General features: G+C 69.5%; 18 protein-coding genes. 8 read left to right on the forward strand and 10 right to left on the reverse strand.

The window, feature by feature from the left end:
* Positions 1 to 253: 253 nt before the first annotated feature.
* From IE242_RS33975 to thyX, 3 genes are all read right to left on the reverse strand, one after another.
* The gene (locus IE242_RS33975) at positions 254 to 1939 is read right to left on the reverse strand and encodes a ribonuclease J (RefSeq protein ID WP_189866354.1); all 1686 of its coding nucleotides are present in this window, start codon (positions 1937 to 1939) and stop codon (positions 254 to 256) included.
* A 126-nt stretch (positions 1940 to 2065) separates the two neighbouring features.
* Positions 2066 to 2965, reverse strand: coding sequence for a 4-hydroxy-tetrahydrodipicolinate synthase (dapA, locus tag IE242_RS33980; RefSeq protein WP_189866356.1), 900 nt, complete (start codon positions 2963 to 2965; stop codon positions 2066 to 2068).
* Between the two features lie 274 nt (positions 2966 to 3239).
* Positions 3240 to 3980, reverse strand: coding sequence for an FAD-dependent thymidylate synthase (gene thyX / locus IE242_RS33985; RefSeq protein WP_189866359.1), 741 nt, complete (start codon positions 3978 to 3980; stop codon positions 3240 to 3242).
* Positions 3981 to 4259: 279 nt separating this feature from the next.
* Between thyX and IE242_RS33990 the strand changes: the two genes are divergently transcribed.
* Positions 4260 to 4502, forward strand: a complete 243-nt coding sequence (locus tag IE242_RS33990; protein ID WP_189866361.1) for a hypothetical protein — start codon at positions 4260 to 4262, stop codon at positions 4500 to 4502.
* A gap of 147 nt (positions 4503 to 4649) precedes the next feature.
* Positions 4650 to 5207, forward strand: coding sequence for an SCO5741 family PH domain-containing membrane protein (locus IE242_RS33995; RefSeq protein WP_189866363.1), 558 nt, complete (start codon positions 4650 to 4652; stop codon positions 5205 to 5207).
* A 70-nt stretch (positions 5208 to 5277) separates the two neighbouring features.
* Here the strand turns inward: IE242_RS33995 and IE242_RS34000 are convergent, their stop codons facing one another.
* From IE242_RS34000 to rpsO, 5 genes are all read right to left on the reverse strand, one after another.
* Positions 5278 to 5733 (reverse strand): tetratricopeptide repeat protein, encoded by a 456-nt coding sequence (locus IE242_RS34000; protein ID WP_189866365.1) that lies wholly within the window; start codon positions 5731 to 5733, stop codon positions 5278 to 5280.
* Between the two features lie 21 nt (positions 5734 to 5754).
* The gene (gene dapB / locus IE242_RS34005; protein WP_189866367.1) at positions 5755 to 6507 is read right to left on the reverse strand and encodes a 4-hydroxy-tetrahydrodipicolinate reductase; all 753 of its coding nucleotides are present in this window, start codon (positions 6505 to 6507) and stop codon (positions 5755 to 5757) included.
* Between the two features lie 33 nt (positions 6508 to 6540).
* The gene (locus tag IE242_RS34010; RefSeq protein WP_189866369.1) at positions 6541 to 7920 is read right to left on the reverse strand and encodes a M16 family metallopeptidase; all 1380 of its coding nucleotides are present in this window, start codon (positions 7918 to 7920) and stop codon (positions 6541 to 6543) included.
* Complete coding sequence (locus IE242_RS34015) at positions 7917 to 10139, reverse strand: polyribonucleotide nucleotidyltransferase (protein WP_189866370.1); 2223 nt, start codon at positions 10137 to 10139, stop codon at positions 7917 to 7919. The genes IE242_RS34010 and IE242_RS34015 overlap by 4 nt, the downstream gene beginning before the upstream one ends.
* A gap of 432 nt (positions 10140 to 10571) precedes the next feature.
* Complete coding sequence (rpsO, locus tag IE242_RS34020; RefSeq protein WP_059415298.1) at positions 10572 to 10859, reverse strand: 30S ribosomal protein S15; 288 nt, start codon at positions 10857 to 10859, stop codon at positions 10572 to 10574.
* A 235-nt stretch (positions 10860 to 11094) separates the two neighbouring features.
* Here rpsO and IE242_RS34025 point away from each other — a divergent pair, with 235 nt between their 5' ends.
* Complete coding sequence (locus IE242_RS34025; protein WP_189866372.1) at positions 11095 to 11688, forward strand: hypothetical protein; 594 nt, start codon at positions 11095 to 11097, stop codon at positions 11686 to 11688.
* A 90-nt stretch (positions 11689 to 11778) separates the two neighbouring features.
* Here IE242_RS34025 and eccD read toward each other — a convergent pair whose 3' ends face one another.
* Positions 11779 to 13245 carry a type VII secretion integral membrane protein EccD gene (gene eccD / locus IE242_RS34030; protein WP_268249525.1) on the reverse strand — a complete coding sequence of 489 codons (1467 nt, stop codon included), beginning with the start codon at positions 13243 to 13245 and terminating at the stop codon, positions 11779 to 11781.
* 284 nt (positions 13246 to 13529) lie between these two features.
* Between eccD and eccCa the strand changes: the two genes are divergently transcribed.
* From eccCa to IE242_RS34055, 5 genes are all read left to right on the forward strand, one after another.
* Positions 13530 to 17468 carry a type VII secretion protein EccCa gene (gene eccCa, locus IE242_RS34035; protein WP_189866376.1) on the forward strand — a complete coding sequence of 1313 codons (3939 nt, stop codon included), beginning with the start codon at positions 13530 to 13532 and terminating at the stop codon, positions 17466 to 17468.
* 73 nt (positions 17469 to 17541) lie between these two features.
* Positions 17542 to 17853, forward strand: coding sequence for a DUF6317 family protein (locus tag IE242_RS34040; RefSeq protein ID WP_189866378.1), 312 nt, complete (start codon positions 17542 to 17544; stop codon positions 17851 to 17853).
* Positions 17850 to 19154: a putative T7SS-secreted protein gene (locus IE242_RS34045; RefSeq protein ID WP_189866380.1), complete on the forward strand. Its 1305-nt coding sequence runs from the start codon at positions 17850 to 17852 to the stop codon at positions 19152 to 19154. Before IE242_RS34040 ends, IE242_RS34045 begins: the two co-directional genes overlap by 4 nt.
* A 13-nt stretch (positions 19155 to 19167) precedes the next feature.
* The gene (locus IE242_RS34050) at positions 19168 to 19905 is read left to right on the forward strand and encodes a hypothetical protein (RefSeq protein WP_189866382.1); all 738 of its coding nucleotides are present in this window, start codon (positions 19168 to 19170) and stop codon (positions 19903 to 19905) included.
* Positions 19906 to 19925: 20 nt separating this feature from the next.
* Entirely contained in the window at positions 19926 to 20528 is a 603-nt protein-coding gene (locus IE242_RS34055) for a hypothetical protein (protein ID WP_189866384.1), read from the forward strand.
* Between the two features lie 108 nt (positions 20529 to 20636).
* Here the strand turns inward: IE242_RS34055 and IE242_RS38245 are convergent, their stop codons facing one another.
* A complete protein-coding gene (locus tag IE242_RS38245; RefSeq protein ID WP_229859800.1) occupies positions 20637 to 20933 on the reverse strand; it encodes a hypothetical protein in 297 nt (98 codons plus the stop codon).
* Positions 20934 to 21097: the final 164 nt, after the last annotated feature.

Genomic DNA, 21097 nt, shown 5'->3' on the forward strand with positions numbered 1-21097 from the left:
GATCCGATTTCCTCGGTGCTTTCCAGGTTCCCGCTCTCGCGTTTCCCTTTCCGGCGGTTCCGACTTTATCAGAAGTTCTGAGTCGGATTTTCCGCCCCGCTCCGGGAGTCGCTCCCTGGTGCTTGAAGCACCCGGGTTCCCGGTTGGGCGGAGCCGTAAACGTACTGGAGCGGGGCGCCTCGATGCAAATCGAGGCGCCCCGCTGCCTGTTGCCACGCGAGTGGAGCCCGTACGGCAGGCCGTACGGCGGAGGTCAGACCTCCACGACGACCGGGAGGATCATCGGCCGGCGCCGGTATCTGTCCGACACCCACTTGCCCAGCGTGCGGCGGATGAGTTGCTGCAGCTGGTGGGGCTCTACGACGCCGTCCTGAGCCGAGCGTTCCAGGGTTTCCGTGATCTTCGGGATGACGTCCCCGAAGGCGGAGTCCTCGATGCCGGAGCCGCGGGCCTGGATGTGGGGGCCGCCGGTGATCTTGCCGGTGGACGAGTCGACGACCACGAAGACCGAGATGATGCCTTCGTCGCCGAGGATCTTGCGGTCCTTGAGCGCGGGCTCGCCGACGCCGCCGACCGAGAGGCCGTCCACGTAGACGTATCCGGCCTGGACCTTGCCGGAGATCTTCGCCTTGCCCTCGACGAGGTCGACGGCCACGCCGTCCTCGGCGATGACGATCCGGTCGTGCGGGATGCCGGTCAGGGCACCCAGCTCCGCGTTGGCGCGCAGGTGGCGCCATTCGCCGTGGACGGGCATCAGGTTCTTCGGGCGGCAGATGTTGTAGAAGTACAGCAGCTCGCCGGCGGAGGCGTGGCCCGAGACGTGCACCTTGGCGTTGCCCTTGTGCACGACGTTGGCGCCCCAGCGGGTGAGGCCGTTGATGACCCGGTAGACCGCGTTCTCGTTGCCGGGGATCAGCGACGACGCCAGGATCACCGTGTCGCCCTGGACGATGCGGATCTGGTGGTCGCGGTTGGCCATCCTCGACAGCGCGGCCATCGGTTCGCCCTGCGAGCCCGTGCAGACCAGCACGACCTCGTGGTCGGGCAGGTCGTCCAGCGTCTTGACGTCCACGACCAGGCCCGGCGGGACCTTGAGGTAGCCGAGGTCGCGTGCGATGCCCATGTTCCTGACCATGGAGCGGCCGACGAAGGCGACCCGGCGGCCGTACTCGTGGGCGGCGTCCAGGATCTGCTGGATGCGGTGGACGTGGCTGGCGAAGCTGGCCACGATGATCCGCTTGCGGGCGGACGCGAAGACCTGGCGCAGGACGTTGGAGATGTCGCGCTCGTGCGGAGTGAACCCGGGGACCTCGGCGTTGGTGGAGTCACTGAGCAGAAGGTCGATGCCCTCTTCGCTCAGTCTCGCGAACGCGTGGAGATCCGTGAGCCGGTTGTCCAGCGGCAGCTGGTCCATCTTGAAGTCGCCCGTGTGCACCACCATGCCGGCGGGGGTGCGGATGGCGACCGCGAGGGCGTCCGGGATGGAGTGGTTGACAGCGACGAACTCGCAGTCGAAGGGGCCGATGCGCTCGCGGTTGCCCTCGGCGACCTCGAGCGTGTACGGGCGGATGCGGTGCTCCTGGAGCTTGGCCTCGATGAGGGCGAGGGTGAGCTTGGAGCCGATCAGGGGGATGTCCGGCTTCTCGCGGAGGAGGAACGGAACGCCGCCGATGTGATCCTCGTGGCCGTGTGTGAGGACGATGCCCTCGATGTCGTCGAGACGGTCACGGATGGACGAGAAGTCCGGCAGGATCAGGTCGATTCCGGGCTGCTCCTCCTCGGGGAAGAGCACCCCGCAGTCGACGATCAGGAGGCGGCCGCCGTACTCGAAGACGGTCATGTTGCGGCCGATCTCGCCGAGACCGCCGAGCGGGGTGACCCGGAGGCCGCCCTGGGGAAGCTTCGGCGGCGGCCCGAGTTCAGGATGCGGATGACTCAAAAGACTCTCCTCACCACACGCGCCACGTGCCTGTAGGGCACGTGGCGCGTGTGACGTTCGTGCGAAAGCAGTTGTTGATGGGATGCAGGCACCTGTGTCCTGCCTATTCAGTTGTGAAGTCCGGTATCAGAGCTGTACCCCGCCGGCAGCAAGATCGATCTTGAGCTGGGTGGTCTCCTCGGGCGTCAGCTCGACCATGGGCGCCCGCAGCGGCCCGGCGGGCAGGCCCTGGAGGGCGAGCGCCGCCTTGGTGGTCATCACACCCTGGGTGCGGAACATGCCGGTGAAGACCGGGAGCAGCTTCTGGTGTATCTCGGTCGCCTTCTGGACGTCACCGGAGACGTACGCCTCGACCAGGGCGCGCAGCTCGGGGGTGACGACATGGCCGACGACCGAGACGAAGCCGACCGCGCCCACGGAGAGCAGGGGCAGGTTCAGCATGTCGTCGCCGGAGTACCAGGCGAGGCCGGAGCGGGCTATGGCCCAGCCTGCGCGGCCGAGGTCGCCCTTGGCGTCCTTGTTGGCGACGATCCGCGGGTGCTCCGCGAGCCGGACGAGGGTCTCCGTGTTGATCGGGACACCGCTGCGGCCGGGGATGTCGTACAGCATCACCGGCAGCTCCGTGGCGTCGGCGACGGCCGTAAAGTGCCGGTAGAGGCCCTCCTGCGGGGGCTTGTTGTAGTACGGCGTGACGACCAGCAGGCCGTGCGCGCCGGTCTGCTCGGCGGTGCGGGCCAGCTCGATGCTGTGGTGGGTGTCGTTCGTGCCGACACCGGCCACCACATGGGCGCGGTCGCCGACGGCCTCCAGGACGGCCCGTACGAGATCCGCTTTCTCCGCGTCGCTGGTGGTGGGGGACTCGCCGGTGGTGCCATTGATGATCAGGCCGTCGTTGCCTGCGTCCACCAGGTGGGCGGCGAGCCGCTGCGCGCCGTCGAGGTCGAGTGCGCCGTCCGCCGTGAAGGGCGTGACCATGGCGGTGAGGACCCGCCCGAAGGGGGTCTGCGGAGTGGAGGTCGGAGCCATGGGTAACACGCTACTCGTTGCTCAAGGCGCGGTCTGCCCGTGGGGTGCGGGAAAAGTCAGGACAAAGGCGGAGCCCGGCACTGCCTGCTCGGGGGTTCAAGCAGTGCCGGGCCCGTTTGATCAGGCTAGATGAACTTCGCGAAAAGCTGCAATCCGGACACTTCGCTCGACTGACCCGCACATATGTGCATCGTGCGCCGCGCCCCGGGGTGATCACGCCCTCCCGCAGGTGACCAGAGGCTCCCGCAGGTGCATCAGAGGCGCCCGCCGGTCGCTACGGGGCGACGCGTCCGTTCGCGTTGAAGGCCGCGTACGTCAGCGGCATGAGCTTCGCCCACTCCGCCTCCATCTTCTCGCCGACCATCTCGATCTCCCGCTGCGGGAAGGACGGCACCTTCGCCAGCTCGTGCTGGGTGCGCAGGCCGAGGAAGTGCATCAGCGAGCGCGCGTTGCACGTGGCGTACATCGAGGAGTACAGGCCGACGGGAAGCACCGAGCGGGCGACCTCGCGCGCGACGCCCGCCGCGAGCATCTCCCGGTACGCCTCGTACGCGTGGACGTACGAGTCCTCCATGACGCGGCCGGTGAGCTCCTGCTGCGCCTGGGTGCCCTCCACGAAACGGTACTTGCCGGGGCGGCCCTCCTGGACCAGCTTGCGGGAGGCGTCGGGGACGTAGAAGACCGGCTGGAGCTCCCGGTAGCGGCCCGACTCCTCGTTGTACGACCAGCCCACCCGGTGCCTCATGAACTCGCGGAAGACGAAGATCGGGGCGCTGATGAAGAACGTCATCGAGTTGTGCTCGAAGGGGCTGCCGTGCCGGTCCCTCATCAGGTAGTTGATCAGGCCCTTGGAGCGCTCCGGGTCCTTGCCGAGCTCGTCCAGGGACTGCTCGCCGATGGTCGAGACGCGGGCGGCGAAGAGCACGTCGGCGTCGGACGCGGTGTGCTTGACCAGCTCGACGGTGACGTCGCTGCGGAAGCTGGGCTTGAGGTCGTCGGCGGGGGTGTCGGTCACGGCTCGGAGGGTCCCTTTCTTCACTTCTCTGGGGCGGCGACCACTCTACGGCCCGGCACTGACAGGGGCGGCCTCCCGGCGTGCCGCGGTCCCTCCCGTCGCGTGCCCCGGCTCCCGGCCGTCGCGGGCCGGTGACTTCTGTGAAGTAGGTGAAAGGCGGCACCATTCCGGGCACTCGCTCGTCTGTGTTAGTGACAGTGATCCGTGCGACGCCAGTGACAGTGATCCGTGCGGCGTGATCCGTCCGCGTCCCCGACTTCCCGAGGAGAAGCAAGGCCCATGTTCCGTCGGCGCGAGCCCATTCCGTTCGCCTTCGTCGCCGAGGCCGACAGATTCCGCAGCAATGTCGCTCCCCCGCCCCGGGAGCGCGCCACCGTGAGTGAGATAGCCGGGCGGTGGCTGGTGGGGCTCACCGTGGTCGCGGGCCTCGTGGGCTCCCTGCTGGTCGGGATGCCCGCCTTGTCGGTCGACCAGTCCCCCACCCAGTCACAGAGCCAGTCCGAGGCCTCCACCGGTCGCTGACAGGGCCGCTCTGCCGCTTGCCGGCCCGTATGCCGTCCGAATGGCCCGGGTCGTGCACTCCTCCTGGCCGCCCCAGAGTGGTGAGCGGGGACACGTCTCGATAGCCTCACCGGGCACAGCCCCTGGTGGATGGAGTGAGGATCAGCCGTGCCCCTGCCCTTCCTGACCGCCGACCCCGCCTTCGACGAGGCAGCGGACGATCTGGCGCTGCCCTTCGACGACCGTGATCGCTGGCGGCGGCCCTACCGTCCCGGTCCGTGGCGGGTGGGCGCGGCGGCGTTGTTGCTGCTGCTCGCCTCGTACGTGCTCGCCGCGGCTGTCATCATCGCGTTCGCCGGGACGCTGTCGGCCGGTGCGGTCTGCTTCGGGGTGGCGCTCCTCGTCATCGCCGGCGCCCTGCGGATGCTGCGCATGGGCGTCTGGGTGAGCGCGCGGGGACTGCGCCAGGTGGGCTTCTTCACCACGCGCACGGTGCCGTGGGAGCAGGTCCTCTCGGCGCGTACGCTCCAGCAGCCGGTGCGCTGGTTCGGCGCGCCGCGCACGGTGCAGGGGCAGGCGCTGGTCCTCGAGCGCGAGGGCCGGGCGTCCGAGGGCGTCGCGCCGCTCATCACGACCCACAACGCCGACTTCCTGGGACGCCCGGAGGCGTTCGACCGGGCGGCGGACATGGTGGAGGCATGGGTCGCGGAGTACGGGCGGGCCTGAGAGGCGAAATGCCGTGAGGGCCGGTCCGCGACATGTCGCGGGCCGGCCCTCACGCATGAGCGGGTCTCCCTCAGACGGGCTGGACCGGCTTGCCGTCGTGCAGTGCGATGGCCCGCTGCATCGCCTTGCGGGCCCGCGGTGTGTCCCGGGCGTCGTGGTAGGCGACGGCGAGGCGGAACCAGCTGCGCCAGTCGTCGGGGGCGTCCTCGGTCTCGGCCTTGCGGCGGGCGAAGACCTCGTCGGCCGAGTCGCGGTCGATCCGGCCCCCCGGCGTGCGCTTCAGCTCGTCGACGGGCAGGCCGCCCTCGGCGTCGAGCTCGGCGGCGAGGGCGTTGGCCCTGCGGACGAACTGGGTGTTCTTCCACAGGAACCAGAGCCCGATCACCGGCAGGACGAGCACCGCGACCCCGAAGGCGATCGTCACGGGCGTACCGGTCTCGATGAGCAGCACGCCACGGCTGCCGACCAGGACGAAGTAGACGACCAGGACGGCGGCCGTGACGGCATACGTGATCTTCGCGCGCATCGTGTCGTGTCGGCTCTCGGTTCAGCCCAGGTCGAGGAAGTGCTCGAGGCCGAAGGTGAGACCCGGGGTGCTCACCACACGGCGGGCGCCCAGCAGGATGCCCGGCATGAAGCTGCTGTGGTGGAGGGAGTCGTGGCGCACCGTGAGGGTCTCGCCCTCGCCGCCGAGCAGCACCTCCTGGTGGGCGAGCAGACCCCGCAGGCGTACGGCGTGGACGGGCACCCCGTCGACGTCCGCGCCGCGGGCACCGTCGAGGGCCGTCACCGTGGCGTCCGGCTGGGGGGCGCTGCCCGCCTGCCGGCGTGCCTCGGCGATGAGCTGGGCCGTGCGCGTGGCGGTGCCGCTCGGGGCGTCCACCTTGTTCGGGTGGTGCAGCTCGACGACCTCCACCGACTCGAAGTACGGCGCGGCGATCTGCGCGAACTTCATGGTGAGGACGGCGCCGATGGAGAAGTTGGGCGCGATGAGGACGCCCGTCTCCGGGGACCCGTCGAGCCACCCCTTCAGCCGCGCGAGACGGTCGTCGGTCCAGCCGGTCGTACCGACGACCGCGTGGATGCCGTGCCGTACGCAGAAGTCGAGGTTGCCCATGACGGAGGCCGGGGTGGTCAGCTCGACGGCGACCTGGGCGCCCTGCTCGGCCAGCGTCTCCAGTTTGTCGCCGCGGCCGAGGGCGGCCACCAGCTCCATGTCCTCGGCCGCCTCTACGGCCCGTACCGCCTCGGATCCGATACGGCCCTGGGCGCCGAGGACCGCCACGCGCAGCTTGCTCATGTTGTCGCTTCCTTCTGAGTCGATGACCGGCCGTCAGGCGACGGCGTCGTGCAGCCGGGCGGCCTGCTTGTCCTTGAGCGGACCGATGACCGACAGCGAGGGACGCTGGCCGAGGATGTCGCGGGCGACCTCGCGGACGTCGTCCGGGGTGACCGCCGCTATCCGCCCCAGCATGTCGTCGACGGACATCTGCTCGCCCCAGCACAGCTCACTCTTGCCGATACGGTTCATCAGCGCACCGGTGTCCTCCAGGCCGAGGACCGTGGAGCCGCGGAGCTGGCCGATGGCCCGGTCGATCTCCTCGTCGGGCAGACCGTGCTCGGCGACGTGGTCGAGCTCGTCGCGGCAGATCTTCAGCACGTCGTGGACCTGGCTGGGCCGGCAGCCCGCGTAGACACCGAAGAGCCCGCAGTCGGCGAAGCCCGACGTGTACGAGTACACGCTGTACGCCAGGCCGCGCTTCTCGCGCACCTCCTGGAAGAGCCGGGAGGACATGCCGCCGCCGAGCGCGGTGTTGAGCACGCCGAGGGCCCAGCGCCGCTCGTCGGTGCGGGCGATACCCGGCATGCCGAGGACGACATGGGCCTGCTCGGTCTTGCGGGAGAGGACCTCTACGCGTCCGGCCGTACGGATGGCGCGCCGGCCGTCGCGCGGGGTGATCGGGGTCGCGTCGAGGCGCGTCAGGGCGCCCGCGCGCTCGAAGGCGGCGCGGACCTGCCGTACGACCTTGTTGTGGTCGACGTTGCCGGCGGCCGCGACGACGAGGTGCGTCGGGTCGTAGTGCTTCTTGTAGAAGCGGCGGATGCGGTCGGCGGTCAGGGCGTTGACCGTGTCCACCGTGCCGAGGACCGGGCGGCCGAGGGGGGTGTCGCCGAGCATCGTGTGCGCGAACAGGTCGTGCACGCAGTCGCCCGGGTCGTCCTCGGTCATCGCGATCTCTTCGAGGATGGCGCCGCGCTCGACGTCGACGTCCTCCTCCAGGATCTGCGAGTCGGTGAGCATGTCGCACACGACGTCGATGGCGAGCGGCAGGTCGGTGTCGAGCACGCGCGCGTAGTAGCACGTGTACTCCTTCGCCGTGAACGCGTTCATCTCGCCGCCGACCGCGTCGATGGCGGCGGAGATGTCGAGCGCGCTGCGCCGCGAGGTGCCCTTGAACAGCAGGTGTTCGAGGTAGTGCGTGGCGCCGTTCAGGGACGGGGTCTCGTCGCGGGAGCCGACGTGGGCCCAGATGCCGAAGGTCGCGGAGCGCACGGACGGCAGGGTCTCGGTGACGATGCGCAGGCCGCCCGGGAGGGTGGTCTTGCGGACCGTACCGATGCCGTTCTCGCCCTTGATGAGGGTTTGGGTACGGGCGACGGCCCGCGCCTCGGAAGAGGTGCGGGCCGTCGCCTTGGAGCTACGGGACGTCACTGGTCGGCGTCGTCCTTCTTGTCGTCAGAGCTGTCTTCCTCGCCCTCGATCACGGGGATCAGGGAGAGCTTGCCGCGGGAGTCGATCTCGGCGATCTCGACCTGGACCTTCTGGCCCACGCCGACCACGTCCTCGACGTTCTCCACGCGCTTGCCGCCGGCCAGCTTGCGGATCTGCGAGATGTGCAGCAGACCGTCCTTGCCCGGGAGCAGCGAGACGAACGCGCCGAAGGTCGTCGTCTTCACGACGGTGCCCAGGTAGCGCTCGCCGACCTCCGGCATGGTCGGGTTGGCGATGCCGTTGATCGTGGTGCGGGCGGCCTCGGCGGCCGGGCCGTCGGCGGCACCGATGTAGATGGTGCCGTCGTCCTCGATCGTGATCTCGGCGCCGGTGTCCTCCTGGATCTGGTTGATCATCTTGCCCTTGGGGCCGATGACCTCACCGATCTTGTCGACCGGGATCTTCACGGTGATGATCCGCGGCGCGTTCGGGGACATCTCGTCCGGGGTGTCGATCGCTTCCATCATCACGTCGAGGATGTGGAGGCGGGCGTCACGGGCCTGCTTGAGGGCCGCGGCCAGGACGGAGGCGGGGATGCCGTCCAGCTTGGTGTCGAGCTGGAGGGCGGTGACGAACTCCTTGGTGCCGGCGACCTTGAAGTCCATGTCGCCGAAGGCGTCCTCCGCACCGAGGATGTCGGTGAGGGTGACGTAGTGCGTCTCGCCCTCGATCTCCTGGGAGATCAGGCCCATGGCGATACCGGCGACCGGGGCCTTCAGCGGCACACCGGCGTTCAGCAGCGACATGGTGGAGGCGCAGACCGAGCCCATGGACGTCGAGCCGTTGGAGCCGAGGGCCTCGGACACCTGGCGGATCGCGTACGGGAACTCCTCGCGCGTCGGCAGCACCGGCACCAGGGCGCGCTCGGCGAGGGCGCCGTGGCCGATCTCGCGGCGCTTCGGGGAGCCGACGCGGCCGGTCTCACCGGTGGAGTACGGCGGGAAGTTGTAGTTGTGCATGTAGCGCTTGCGGGTCACCGGGGAGAGGGTGTCCAGCTGCTGCTCCATGCGGAGCATGTTCAGGGTGGTGACGCCCAGGATCTGGGTCTCGCCACGCTCGAACAGCGCGGAGCCGTGGACCCGCGGGATGGCCTCGACCTCGGCGGCCAGGGTGCGGATGTCGGTGACACCGCGGCCGTCGATGCGCTTCTTCTCCTTGATGACGCGCTCGCGGACCAGGGTCTTGGTCAGCGAACGGTACGCGGCGGAGATCTCCTTCTCGCGGCCCTCGAACTCCGGCAGGAGCTTCTCGGCGGCGAGCGCCTTGACGCGGTCCAGCTCGGCCTCGCGCTCCTGCTTGCCGGCGATGGTCAGCGCCTGGGCCAGCTCGGGGCGGACGGCGGCGGTGAGCGCCTCCAGCACGTCGTCCTGGTAGTCCAGGAAGATCGGGAACTCGCCGGTCGGCTTGGCGGCCTTGGCGGCGAGGTCGGACTGGGCGCGGCACAGCACCTTGATGAAGGGCTTGGCGGCTTCCAGACCGGCGGCGACGATCTCCTCGGTGGGGGCCTCGGCGCCGCCCTCGACCAGCTTGATGGTCTTCTCGGTGGCCTCGGCCTCGACCATCATGATCGCGACGTCGCCGTCCTCCAGGACGCGGCCCGCGACGACCATGTCGAAGACGGCGTCCTCGAGCTCGGTGTGCGTCGGGAAGGCCACCCACTGGCCGCGGATCAGCGCGACGCGGACGCCGCCGATCGGGCCGGAGAAGGGCAGGCCGGCCAGCTGCGTGGACGCGGACGCGGCGTTGATCGCGACGACGTCGTACAGGTGGTCGGGGTTGAGCGCCATGACGGTGCAGACGACCTGGATCTCGTTGCGCAGGCCCTTCTTGAAGGACGGGCGCAGCGGACGGTCGATGAGGCGGCAGGTGAGGATCGCATCCTCGGACGGCCGGCCCTCACGGCGGAAGAAGGAACCGGGGATCTTCCCGGCCGCGTACATCCGCTCCTCGACGTCCACCGTCAGGGGGAAGAAGTCGAGCTGGTCCTTGGGGTTCTTGGAAGCGGTGGTGGCCGACAGCACCATGGTGTCGTCGTCCAGGTACGCCACGGCGGAGCCGGCGGCCTGCTTGGCCAGGCGGCCCGTCTCGAAGCGGATGGTACGGGTGCCGAAGGAACCGTTGTCGATGACGGCCTCGGCGTAGTGGGTCTCGTTCTCCACCAGCGTTTTCTCCTCGTCTTCGTCCCTGGTCCCGCCCGTGTGGCAGGGGGACGGTGGCGGAGAAGCGCTCCGTCTGGTGCGGGCCGGTCTTCGATCGAAGCACCCGGGGACCGCTGTCCCCCGGGGGCCACTACCGAGGACCGGCGGCGGCGAGGTGCGCTTCTCCTCTTCGGTGTTGCTTTTTCGGTGTCGCGTCCGGCTTTGCTTCCGGTGTCGCTTCTCCGGTGTGCGTGACGTTCATCCGTGTACCCGGTGCGGACCGGGTACCGTCACGTTGTGTCGTACGTATTGCGTTGTGCTACCACCCTACAAAGCGGTGGTGACAACGCGCACGTTTCGCACGTACGGCGATGTCCGCGCAGACGGCGGTGTCCGCACATACGGCAAAGGGAGCGGTTCCCTCGTTGTGGGAACCGCTCCCTTCACGGCGTCTTACTTGGCGCCCGCCGCACCACGGCGGATGCCGAGGCGGTCGACCAGCGTACGGAAGCGCTGGATGTCCTTCTTGGCCAGGTACTGCAGCAGGCGGCGACGCTGACCGACCAGGATCAGCAGACCACGACGGGAGTGGTGGTCGTGCTTGTGGGTCTTGAGGTGCTCGGTCAGGTCGGAGATCCGGCGCGACAGCAGGGCGACCTGGACCTCGGGGGAGCCGGTGTCACCCTCCTTGGTACCGAACTCGGACATGATCTGCTTCTTCGTAGCGGCGTCGAGCGACACGCGTACTCCTCGTGAGTCTTCTTTGTTGCCACCGAGTGCCCCTGGTCTGCTTCTCAGGGGAGCTTCCACGACTCGGGAGGCGGGGATCCGCTGGGCGCGGCCTCCAGATCCGGCTCTCGCCAGGCGTTCCGGAGGTGCGTACACGAACGGCCGTCACACAGGGTACCAGCCGGAAGCGGCGCGCCCCGCCTCGCTGCGCGGGGGCGGGCCTCGGGCCGCCGATAGCATCCCGGCCATGCATGCGACCTCCGAGACCGCGATGAGCCACCCGGAGACGGCGGCGTCCTGGCGGCGTCGCGTCCGCGCGCGGTGGGCCTGGCTGGCCGCCGTGATCCTCTGCTGGGCGGGAGCCGTGGCCTACAGCGCTCTGCCCGGGCAGGAGGGGGCCGACCCGGGTGTCGTCGTCATGGTCACGATCGTCGCGTTGTTCGCCGTCCCGCTCACCGTCACGGCCCTGGTCTCGGCCTATCGTATGGGCCGCATACTGCGCGCCTATCCCTGGCAGAAGCACCCGTGCACGTTCAGGCGCGGGTCGCAGGTGACCGTCGTGGTGCTCAGGCCGGAGCCGGGACACGAGGTGCCGCTGCAGCCCACCGTCTTCGACACCGACCTGAGCAGGGACCGCGGGAGCGCACTGGAGAGCATGTGGTTCGCGGGTGATCTGCGCTTCGGCGGCGTGGCCTCGCCGCCCGGCGGCCACCGGGTGGTCCGTGTCGCGCGGACCAACCGGGCCAAGGCCGCCCGCTCGCGCAAGGGCGCCTCGCCCGCCGCGGACGCCCTGGCGGAGCAGGTGGGGCTGACCCGGGGGCGCAAGGTACGGAGCCTCTGACCGAAGCTCCGCAACGCACAGCGGCTGTCACCCGGTGAGGTGACAGCCGCTGTGCGTTGCCGACGCTGTGCGCCGCTGGTGACCGATCGGTCAGCCGCTGGTCATGCCCCGGGCGGCCGAGTACAGGTCGAGCACCGCCAGGCAGAGCGGGATCAGCGAGAGCAGGACCGCGCCCTCGGACAGGTCCAGCATGCGGCCCCAGAAGGGGGTGACGCCCTTGCGCGGGACGACCAGGGCGATCGCCAGGAGGAGCACCGCGCCCAGGGCGACGGCGGCGGACAGCCAGATGGTGCGGATGTCCAGCGGAGCACTGTTGTGGTTGTAGGTGAGCTCCTCGATGATGTCGACCGGCGGGTTCAGGGCCAGGCCGAGCACCAGCAGGCAGACCGTGATGATGCCCGAGGCCATCAGCGTCACGACCTGTGACGTGTACAGGAAGAGGCGGGCCCGCATCAGCATCGCGAGGCCGACCGCCAGCGACAGCAGCTGGGCCCAGCCGCTGGTGGAGAAGCCGAGCACCACACCGGCGGAGGCCACGGCGCCGACCGCGCAGCCGCCGACGAGACCGAGGAGCAGTTCGTGCCCGCGGCGTGCCTGGGCGGTGATGAGCTGGTAGTCGACCGGCTCCTGCTCCTGCTGGTCCTCGGCGCGCCCCCGCTTGGCGATCTGGTCGGGCGAACGGAACCCTATGGGGAGCTTGGCGAAGCGGGAGGACCAGCCGGGGAGGAAGCCGACGGCGGCGACCATGACGACGGCGGTGACGGAGGCGCTCTCGCGGGGCTCCGCCTCGAAGACGATCGTGGCGAAGGTGGCGAGGACACCGACACCGGCGGCGAACGATGCGGCGACGAAGGGCGCGTCGTTCTGCGGCAGCATCAGGACGAGCAGGACCGCGGCAACAAGGACGACGGCCAGGCCGATGAGCAGGTGCAGCCGTCCGGGTCCCTCTCCCGAGGCGACTCCCACGACACCCGAGCCGCCCACCATCAGGTGCGGCAGCGCGGCCAGGCCGAGGGCCACCGCCGCGAGGTGGTCGTCGTAGACCCGGGCCCGTACGGACGCCAGCGCGACGAGGACGACGCCGGTGACACCGGCGATGACGCCCGGCAGGCCGTGCATGTCGTGGGCGAGGGGCTCGGAGAACCACAGCACCAGCGCCATCATGGTCAGCAGCAGCGCGCCGGCGGCCAGGCCGACGCCGCGCATCATGCCGTCGTTCCAGCTGCGGCGGTCGGTCTCGACGGCGGCGGCCACGGCGTCCACGACGTCGTCGAAGACGGCGGGCGGCAGCGACTCCGCGAACGGCCGCAGGAGCAGCAACTCACCGTCGCGGATCTGCTGTTCTGCGAGCGATCGGCCGTCGTCGAGTACGGAGCCGTCGCCGCGGACCAGGTTGTACCCGACGGGCGCGGCCTCCTCGGGCGTCTGGCCCGACAGCCGCAGGATCTCCGGGTACACGTCAGAGAGAGGCACGTCCTCCGGGAGTGCCACATCGATCCGGCTGTTCGGCGCCGCCACCGTGACTCTGCAGAATCCGGTTGCTGAAACCGTGCTCACCTGACGGTTCCCCCTCGTCCAGTGCTTGGTGATCGGACGCGGTCTGCCGGGGTGATCCCCGTCCCGCGCTTCTTCAGGGCCGTCACCCTACCGTCCCCTCTCTTCATCTCCTCATCCCCTCCCGGCTCAATGACCCCGTAGAACAGTAGGATCAACGCCCGACTCATGGGCCCGGCCGAGACCGGCCCGCAGACCCGGCGAAAGCCCGGCGAGTTGACGTGCGTACGGGGGCCGCGCCACGGGGGCGGTTCAGGATTGCGATTGCGTGAAGGACTGGTGCATCGGTGAGCGTCGTCATCGTCAAGCGCCCGCCGCGGGTGTTCCCGCCGGAGGTGCCGAGTGAGGAGGTCAAGCTCGAGTCACCTCCCGAACTGCCTCGCAACGAGGACGACAGCCTGCTGATGAACCTGCTGCCCATGCTCGGCATGGGTTCGTCGGCGGCTTTCTTCTTCATGCCGGGCGCTCAGGGCTTTATGAAGATCATGGGCATGCTCATGATGGCGTCCACGGTCGCCATGCTGGTCGCCCAGATCGTGCGGGCCCGTAAGGGGCCGTCCGGCCAGATGGCCGAGGCACGCCGCGACTACCTCAAGTACCTGGCGCAGAAGCGGCGTGAGGTGCGGCGCACCGCGCACAAGCAGCGCGACGCGCAGCACTACCTCCACCCGGCGCCCGAGCAGCTGTGGGCGCTGGTCGCGGAGGGCTCCCGGCTGTGGGAACGGCGGTCCACGGACCCGGACTTCGTCCAGGTGCGGATCGGTCTGGGACCGCAGCAGCTGTCGACGGCGCTGATCGCGCCCGAGACCGCGCCGGTGGACGAACTGGAGCCGCTGACCGCCCACGCGATGCAGCAGTTCATCGCCGGCTACGGCACGGTCAACGAACTCCCGCTGGCCATCGGGCTGCGCTCCTTCTACCACGTGACGGTCTCCGGCGACTCGGAGACCGTGTACGGCCAGACCCGGTCGATGCTCGGTCAGCTGGCCTCGCTGCACTCCCCCGAGGACCTGGTGATCGCGGTCGTGGCCGCGCCGGGTGCGGCGGTGGACTGGGAGTGGACCAAGTGGCTGCCGCACATGCAGCACAAGGAGTCCGACGGCGCCGGTACGCGCCGGCTGATCTGCTTCGACCTGGGCGAGCTGGAGGAGATGATCGCCCAGCAGCTGGAGGGCCGCCCCCGGTGGAGCCGGGACGGCCAGCCGGTGCTGGACCAGCCGCACGTGGTCGTCGTCCTGGACGGCGGCGGGGTGCCGGCGGACTCGGTCCTCGCCTCCGCGGAGGGCCTCCAGGGCGTGACCATCCTCGAGGTGGTGCCCGGTGAGCTCGACGAGGCGCGCGGCTCCCTGTCGGTGCGGGTGTACCCGGACGCCCTGGAGCTGGAGGCCGGTACGGGTGTGTTCACCGGCACCCCCGACGTGCTGTCGCAGGCGCAGGCGGAGTCGCTGGCCCGTCAGCTGGCGCCGCTCCGGCTGGGCGCGGCGGACGCGGACGAACCGCTGCTGGCCAACCTGGATTTCACCGACCTGATGCAGATCGGTGACGCGGCGGGCGTGGACGTCTCGCGCACCTGGCGGCCCCGTACGCTGCACGAGCGGCTGCGCGTCCCGATCGGTCTCGGCGAGAACGGCGAGCCGGTCATGCTGGACATCAAGGAGGCCTCGCAGGAGGGCATGGGCCCGCACGGCCTGTGCGTCGGCGCCACCGGTTCCGGTAAGTCGGAGCTGCTGCGCACCCTGGTGCTGGGCCTGGCGGTCACCCACTCGTCCGAGACGCTCAACTTCGTCCTCGCGGACTTCAAGGGCGGTGCGACGTTCACCGGCATGGGCAGCATGCCGCACGTCTCCGCGGTGATCACCAACCTGGCCGACGAGCTCACGCTCGTGGACCGGATGCGCGACTCCATCACCGGTGAGCTGACGCGTCGTCAGGAACTGCTGCGGCAGGCCGGCAACTACGCCAACATCACCGACTACGAGAAGGCACGTGCCGCGGGCGCCCCGCTGGACCCGCTGCCGTCGCTCGTCCTGATCATCGACGAGTTCAGCGAACTCCTCGCCGCGAAGCCCGACTTCATCGAGATGTTCATCCAGATCGGCCGCATCGGCCGTTCGCTGGGTGTGCACATGCTGCTCGCCTCGCAGCGCCTGGAGGAGGGCAAGCTGCGCGGCCTCGACACCTTCCTCTCCTACCGGATCGGTCTGCGGACCTTCTCGGCGGCGGAGTCCCGTACGGCGATCGGTGTGCCCGACGCCTACCACCTGCCGAACGTCCCCGGCGCGGGCATCCTGAAGTACGGCACCGAGTCGATGGTGCAGTTCAAGGCCGCGTACGTGTCGGGCACCTACCGGCCGAACGGGCCGGTGGTGCAGGGCGGCGGACGGATCGACCGCTCGCCGGTGCTCTTCACCGCCGCGCCGGTGCCCGTGCGGATACTGGCCGAGCCGGAGCCGGAGACCCGTCCGGACCAGGTCGACGACGCGCTCGCCGACACCGTGCTGGACGTCATCGTCGGCCGCCTGGAGGGCCAGGGGCCCTCCGCCCACCAGGTGTGGCTGCCGCCGCTGGACGAGCCGTTCAGCCTCGACCAGGTGCTGCCCGCGCTCGCCATCAGCGCGGAGCGCGGTCTGCACGCCGAGGGCTACCAGGCCCAGGGCAAGCTCGTCGTCCCGGTCGGCCTGGTCGACAAGCCCTTCGAGCAGCGCCGCGACGTGATGTACGTGGACGTGTCCGGTTCCTCCGGTCACACGCTGATCGTGGGCGGCCCGCAGTCCGGCAAGTCCACCCTCGTCCGTACGATGATCGCGTCGTTCGCACTCACGCACACGCCCGCCGAGGTGCAGTTCTACGCCCTCGACTTCGGCGGCGGCGGCATGCTCGCCCTGGAGAACCTCGCTCATGTCGGCGGTGTGGCCTCCCGGCTGGACCAGGAGAAGGTCCGGCGTACGGTGGCGGAGGTGCACGGCATCCTCAACGCCCGTGAGGAGTTCTTCCGCGCCAAGGGCGTCGACTCGATGGCCACGTTCCGCAACCGCCGGGCGCAGGGGCACTACCCCGACCAGCACTGGGGCGACGTCTTCCTGATCATCGACGGCTGGGCGACGTTCAAGAACGACTACGAGATGCTCGACGCGGTCATCGCGGACATCGCGACCCGCGGTCTCGGTTTCGGCATCCACCTGATCGTCACCGCGACCCGGTACACCGAGATGCGGCCGGCGCTGCGCGACCAGATCCTCAGCCGTCTCGAGCTGCGCCTCGGTGACGCGATGGAGTCGGAGTTCGACCGCAAGCGGGCCGAGAACGTGCCGGTGGGCAAGCCCGGCCGCGGCCTCTCCCCGGACAAGCTGGACTACCTCGCCGCGACGCCCCGCCTCGACGGGTCGACCACGGTGGACGACCTCGCCGACGGCATGGCGAACCTCGTCGCCAACATCAACAACGCCTGGCAGGGCCCGCAGGCCCCCCAGGTGCGGATGCTGCCGACGATGCTGCCCGCGTCCGAGCTGCCCTCGGGCGGCGACTTCGCGAGCCGCGGTATCGCGATCGGCGTCGACGAGCTCACCCTCTCGCCGGTCTTCGTGGACTTCGAGACCGACCCGCTGTTCGTCATCTACGGCGAGAGCGAGTCCGGCAAGTCCTCGCTGCTGCGGTTCATCGCCAAGCAGGTCTCGGAGCGGTACGCGCCCGACAAGGCGCTGTTCGTGGTGTCGGACTTCCGGCGTGCGCTGCTCGGCCAGGTCCCCGAGAGCCACATGTACAAGTACTGCGCCTCGGGTCCGCAGCTCCAGGAGGTCCTGGAGTCGCTGGCCGGCTCGATGAGCCGCCGTATGCCCGGCCCGGACGTCACCCCGGAGCAGCTGCGCAACCGCAGCTGGTACAGCGAGCCCGACGCGTTCATCTTCATCGACGACTACGACCTGGTCGCCACGTCGATGGGCAACCCGATGTCGGTGCTGATGGAGTACCTGCCGTTCGCGCGCGACCTGGGCCTGCGCATCATCCTGGCCCGCACCACCTCGGGTGCGTCGCGGTCGTCCTTCGAGCCGGTGCTCACCCGGATCAAGGAGCTGGGCGCGCAGGGCATCGTGCTCTCCGGTGACCCGTCGGAGGGGCCGGTGTTCAACAACCTCAAGGCCACTCCGCAGCCGCAGGGCCGTGGCCAGTTCATCTCGCGCCGGACCAGCGGTCAGCTGGTGCAGACGGGATTCCTGCCGGAGAGCTGAGGCGGCTCCGGTCTGGGGGTGGGCAGAACTCACGGCCCACCCCCTGTGTTTTCGCACCGAACGGGGAGAACGTATGACCGACTACTTCAAGACCGACACCGAAGAACTGGGCCGGTTCAGAAAGACCCTGGAGAACGCGAAGGCGGAGCTCGACAACGTCCGCAAGCTGATGCAGGACGTGTCCGCGGAGGGCATCGGCACCAAGGAGCTGGACGCGGCCTGCGCCGAGTTCCACGAGCACTGGAAGTACGGCTCCGAGCAGATCGCGGAGATGACCGGCAAGTTCGCCGAGGGCGTGAACCAGAGCCGGGCCAACTACGAAGAGGTCGACAAGGCGCTCGAGGAAGGTTTCGCCAAGGCCGCGGCACAGGGGGGCGGGAAGTGACGGCGAACCCGTACCCGAACCTTGGCTTCAACCCCGTACCGGGCAGCGTCTCGGTCGTCTCGGCCCTGACGGCGAAACTCCAGAAGTCCGCACAGACCATCTCCGACGCGCACCGCATGATCGAGAACCTGCGATCGGGGAGCTCCTGGGAGGGGGACGCGGCGGTCGCCTTCCGTGAGCAGCTCGACGGTGCCCTGCCGACGAACCTGAAGAACGCCCACGCCTCCATCACCAAGGCCGCCACCGCGCTGGGCGAGTGGCAGAAGGCCCTCGACGGCTACCAGGACCGGGCCAGGACCCTCGACGGCCAGGCCAAGGACGCCAAGACGAAGATCGAGACGGCGGAGGGCAACGAGAAGACGGCCTCCGCCAACCCCGACCTCAAGCTCGCGGGCCAGACGTTCACCGACGACGCGGCGCTGAAGAACGCCCAGTCACGGCTGGACAAGGCCACCGCCGAGCTCACCAAGGCGCGCGAGGCGGTGACCGAGGCCAGGAACGCGTACAACGACATCGTCAAGCGTGCGAAGGAACTGGAGGAGGACCACTCCACCGACGCCCGCGCCAAGGCCCGCACCCTGCGGGACTCCACGGACAAGCTGGCGCCGGAGGAGCCGAACTGGTTCGAGAAGACCATGGACTGGGTGGGCGACAACCTCACCGACGTCCTCGGTGCGATCGCGGCGATCGCCGGTCTGGCGGCCCTGTTCTTCGCGGTGCCGGTGGGTCCGATCCTGCTGCTGGTCGCGGCGGCGGCGAGCGTGGCCACGTTGGCCACCCGGTTGTCGAACCCGACGGTCCGGGCCTCGCTCAAGGACGGGTTCACCAAGGGGGAGTTCGACGCCGACTTCTGGAACAACGCGGTCGGCGTGGTCGGGGACTCCCTCGGCGCGGTCCCAGGCGTCGGCGCCGTGGCGCGCGGTGTGAACGGCGCCATTCGATCGGCGAGTGCCGGCGCGGAAGCTCTCACCCTCGGGCAGAGGCTCAGCAGCGCGGGCGGCAAGACCTGGCTGGCCGCGCAGCGGATCCACGCCGCCGAGAACCCGCTGACCACCTGGTTGGTGAAGGGCACGGCCAACCCGTCCGCCTGGGCGACGGGCATCGACCGTACGGTCGCCGGAGCCGGGGCGCTCACGGGTACCTACGGCGTGGCCAAGAACATCTGGGAGGACATCAAGAAACCCGGCGCGGAGAACACCGCGACCGGCGCGGACGGCGCCCGCGCCGGCAGTTTCGACGGAGCCGGGCACGGTGCCACCGCTCTCAAGACTCTGAAGATCCTGTTCGGCGCGGCGCACTGAAAGGACTGAAGGGGTGGAACTGTTGACAGACGACGTGGACGAGTACAAGCACATGGACGAGTACGCCATCGACGAGTCGGCCATGCAGCGTGACTGCGACATGTGGTTCGCGATGCCACCTGGCTATGTGGAGATCCCCTTCCGCGACCTCTTCTCCGATCCGGATTCTCCCGAGGGCGCTCGGGTGGTCGAAGCGATCAACTCCCTGCTGGAGTTGGTGCCGGAGGAGAAGCGGGACGACTTCCTGGCGCAGCTGGCCGAGGCCCGGGGGCTGACTCTGGAGATGCAGCGGGAGGGCGTGGTGCACTTCTCCATCGGCGCGCACCAAGCGGACGACGGCTCCATGCTGGAGTCGGTCGTCACCCTCGCCCGGCGCGAGATCCCCTGGACTCCGCCGAAACTGGCGGCGGTGCAGGCAGCGACGGCGCGCAAGAACGCGCTTCCGGTGGCCGTGGCGGACCTGCCCTGCGGTCCCGGCGCGTTCACCGAAGCCCTGTTGGAACTTCCCGCGGAAGCTGACTCGCAGCGGCGTTCCCTCTACGAGGCAACTGCGTACCTGCCTTTCCCGGACGGGCGGAACCTCGCCATCCTCACGCTGACCACCACGGCCGTGAACGCCCGTGAGCACTACCGTGACATCCACCGCGGCATGGCGGAGATGGTGAGCTTCGACAACCCGCTCCCCGAGGAATTCAAGGCCCAGATCCCCGAGTCCAAGGTCGAGGCGTCCACACGCGCGGTCTTCGGCTGACCCCTACGGAGTGAAACGCAGTGGACGTTCCCCTGACGAAGACGGCTTACGACGATACGGCCACCCGATGGGCCTGGCGGCGCACGGCTGCGTTCCGGCTGTGCACCTTTCTCCTCTCCTACGGGTCTTTCGTGCTCTGGCTGTACGTGGTGGTCATGACGCCGGTGTGGACTCTCTGGGTCCTCATGCCCGCCCTGTTCGTACTGATCTATGTGGCCATGCTGAACACCGTGAGGTTCTCGGGCGTTCTGTCGCTGCGCCGGGTTCTGCGGGTCTATCCCTGGCAGTCGGTCCCAGGAGCCGCCTCGACCGCGAAGAACGGCACCACCCGATTTTCCTTCGCCGATCCCGAGCAACCGGACAAACAGGTCTCGCTCCGTTACGGCGACTGGTTGGGCAGCGGATACACCTTCTGGGTCCGGAAGGTCAGGTCCGGCGGGGTCGATGAGGTCTGGTTCGCGGGTGACCCACGCTTCCTGGGCGTCGTCGCCGTGCCGGGACCCCGGCGGCTGCTCAGCGTGGCACAGCGCGAGGCGGTCGACGACCGGATGTCGGCCCGCAAGCGCGGCGTCAGCCCCGAGGCGCGGGAGCGGGCCCGGGCGGCGGGTGCGCGAGTCGGCTGAGCGGCACCTGGTAGCAGCCTGTACGAAACGGCGGTGGCGGTACCTCATCGGGTACCGCCACCGCCGCCGTCGTTCCCCCGCACGCCGTTGTCCTGTCCGCGGACCCGCTCAGCTGGACCAGTAGTGCAGTACGGCCTGCGCGTAGGCCACGCGCGGGTCCAGGCGTGCCGTGCGGACCTTGTACTTGTCGGTGATGCCGTAGAACCTCAAGGGCGCACGTCCCGCTCCGGGACCGCCCTCTGTCCGCCACGCCGTACGCGTGGGCAGATGCCAGTCGAGGCCGTATCCCCCGACGAGACTCGCCACGTTGTAGATCAGCGTCAGTGGCGAAAGCACGACGTACAGAGCCCAGGCACCGATGGTTCCCCCACGGCCGACCAGTCTCGTGCCGTCGGGCAGTTCCATCTCGTACCGGGGCCGCCAGCGGCTCCGTCGGGCAGGCGGCCGTAGGACACCCAGCACGTTTCCGTCGGGGCCCGTCACGGCGAAACCACCGTGCGGACTCGTCCCGGTCGTCTGCCGGGCCACGGAGCACAGAGGCTTGCGCCCTGCTTGATCCTCATAGAGGG

The sequence above is a fragment of the Streptomyces poonensis genome, from assembly GCF_014650915.1.
Taxonomy (GTDB): Bacteria; Actinomycetota; Actinomycetes; order Streptomycetales; family Streptomycetaceae; genus Streptomyces; species Streptomyces poonensis.

Bases quoted from the DNA above. Each gene is read 5' to 3' on its own strand.
- IE242_RS34025 (WP_189866372.1), top strand. From the start codon at position 11,095: ATGCATGCGACCTCCGAGACCGCGATGAGCCACCCGGAGACGGCGGCG.
- dapB (WP_189866367.1), bottom strand. From the start codon at position 6,507: ATGAGCAAGCTGCGCGTGGCGGTCCTCGGCGCCCAGGGCCGTATCGGA.
- IE242_RS33990 (WP_189866361.1), top strand. From the start codon at position 4,260: ATGTTCCGTCGGCGCGAGCCCATTCCGTTCGCCTTCGTCGCCGAGGCC.
- IE242_RS38245 (WP_229859800.1), bottom strand. From the start codon at position 20,933: ATGGAACTGCCCGACGGCACGAGACTGGTCGGCCGTGGGGGAACCATC.
- IE242_RS34040 (WP_189866378.1), top strand. From the start codon at position 17,542: ATGACCGACTACTTCAAGACCGACACCGAAGAACTGGGCCGGTTCAGA.
- IE242_RS34000 (WP_189866365.1), bottom strand. From the start codon at position 5,733: ATGCGCGCGAAGATCACGTATGCCGTCACGGCCGCCGTCCTGGTCGTC.
- dapA (WP_189866356.1), bottom strand. From the start codon at position 2,965: ATGGCTCCGACCTCCACTCCGCAGACCCCCTTCGGGCGGGTCCTCACC.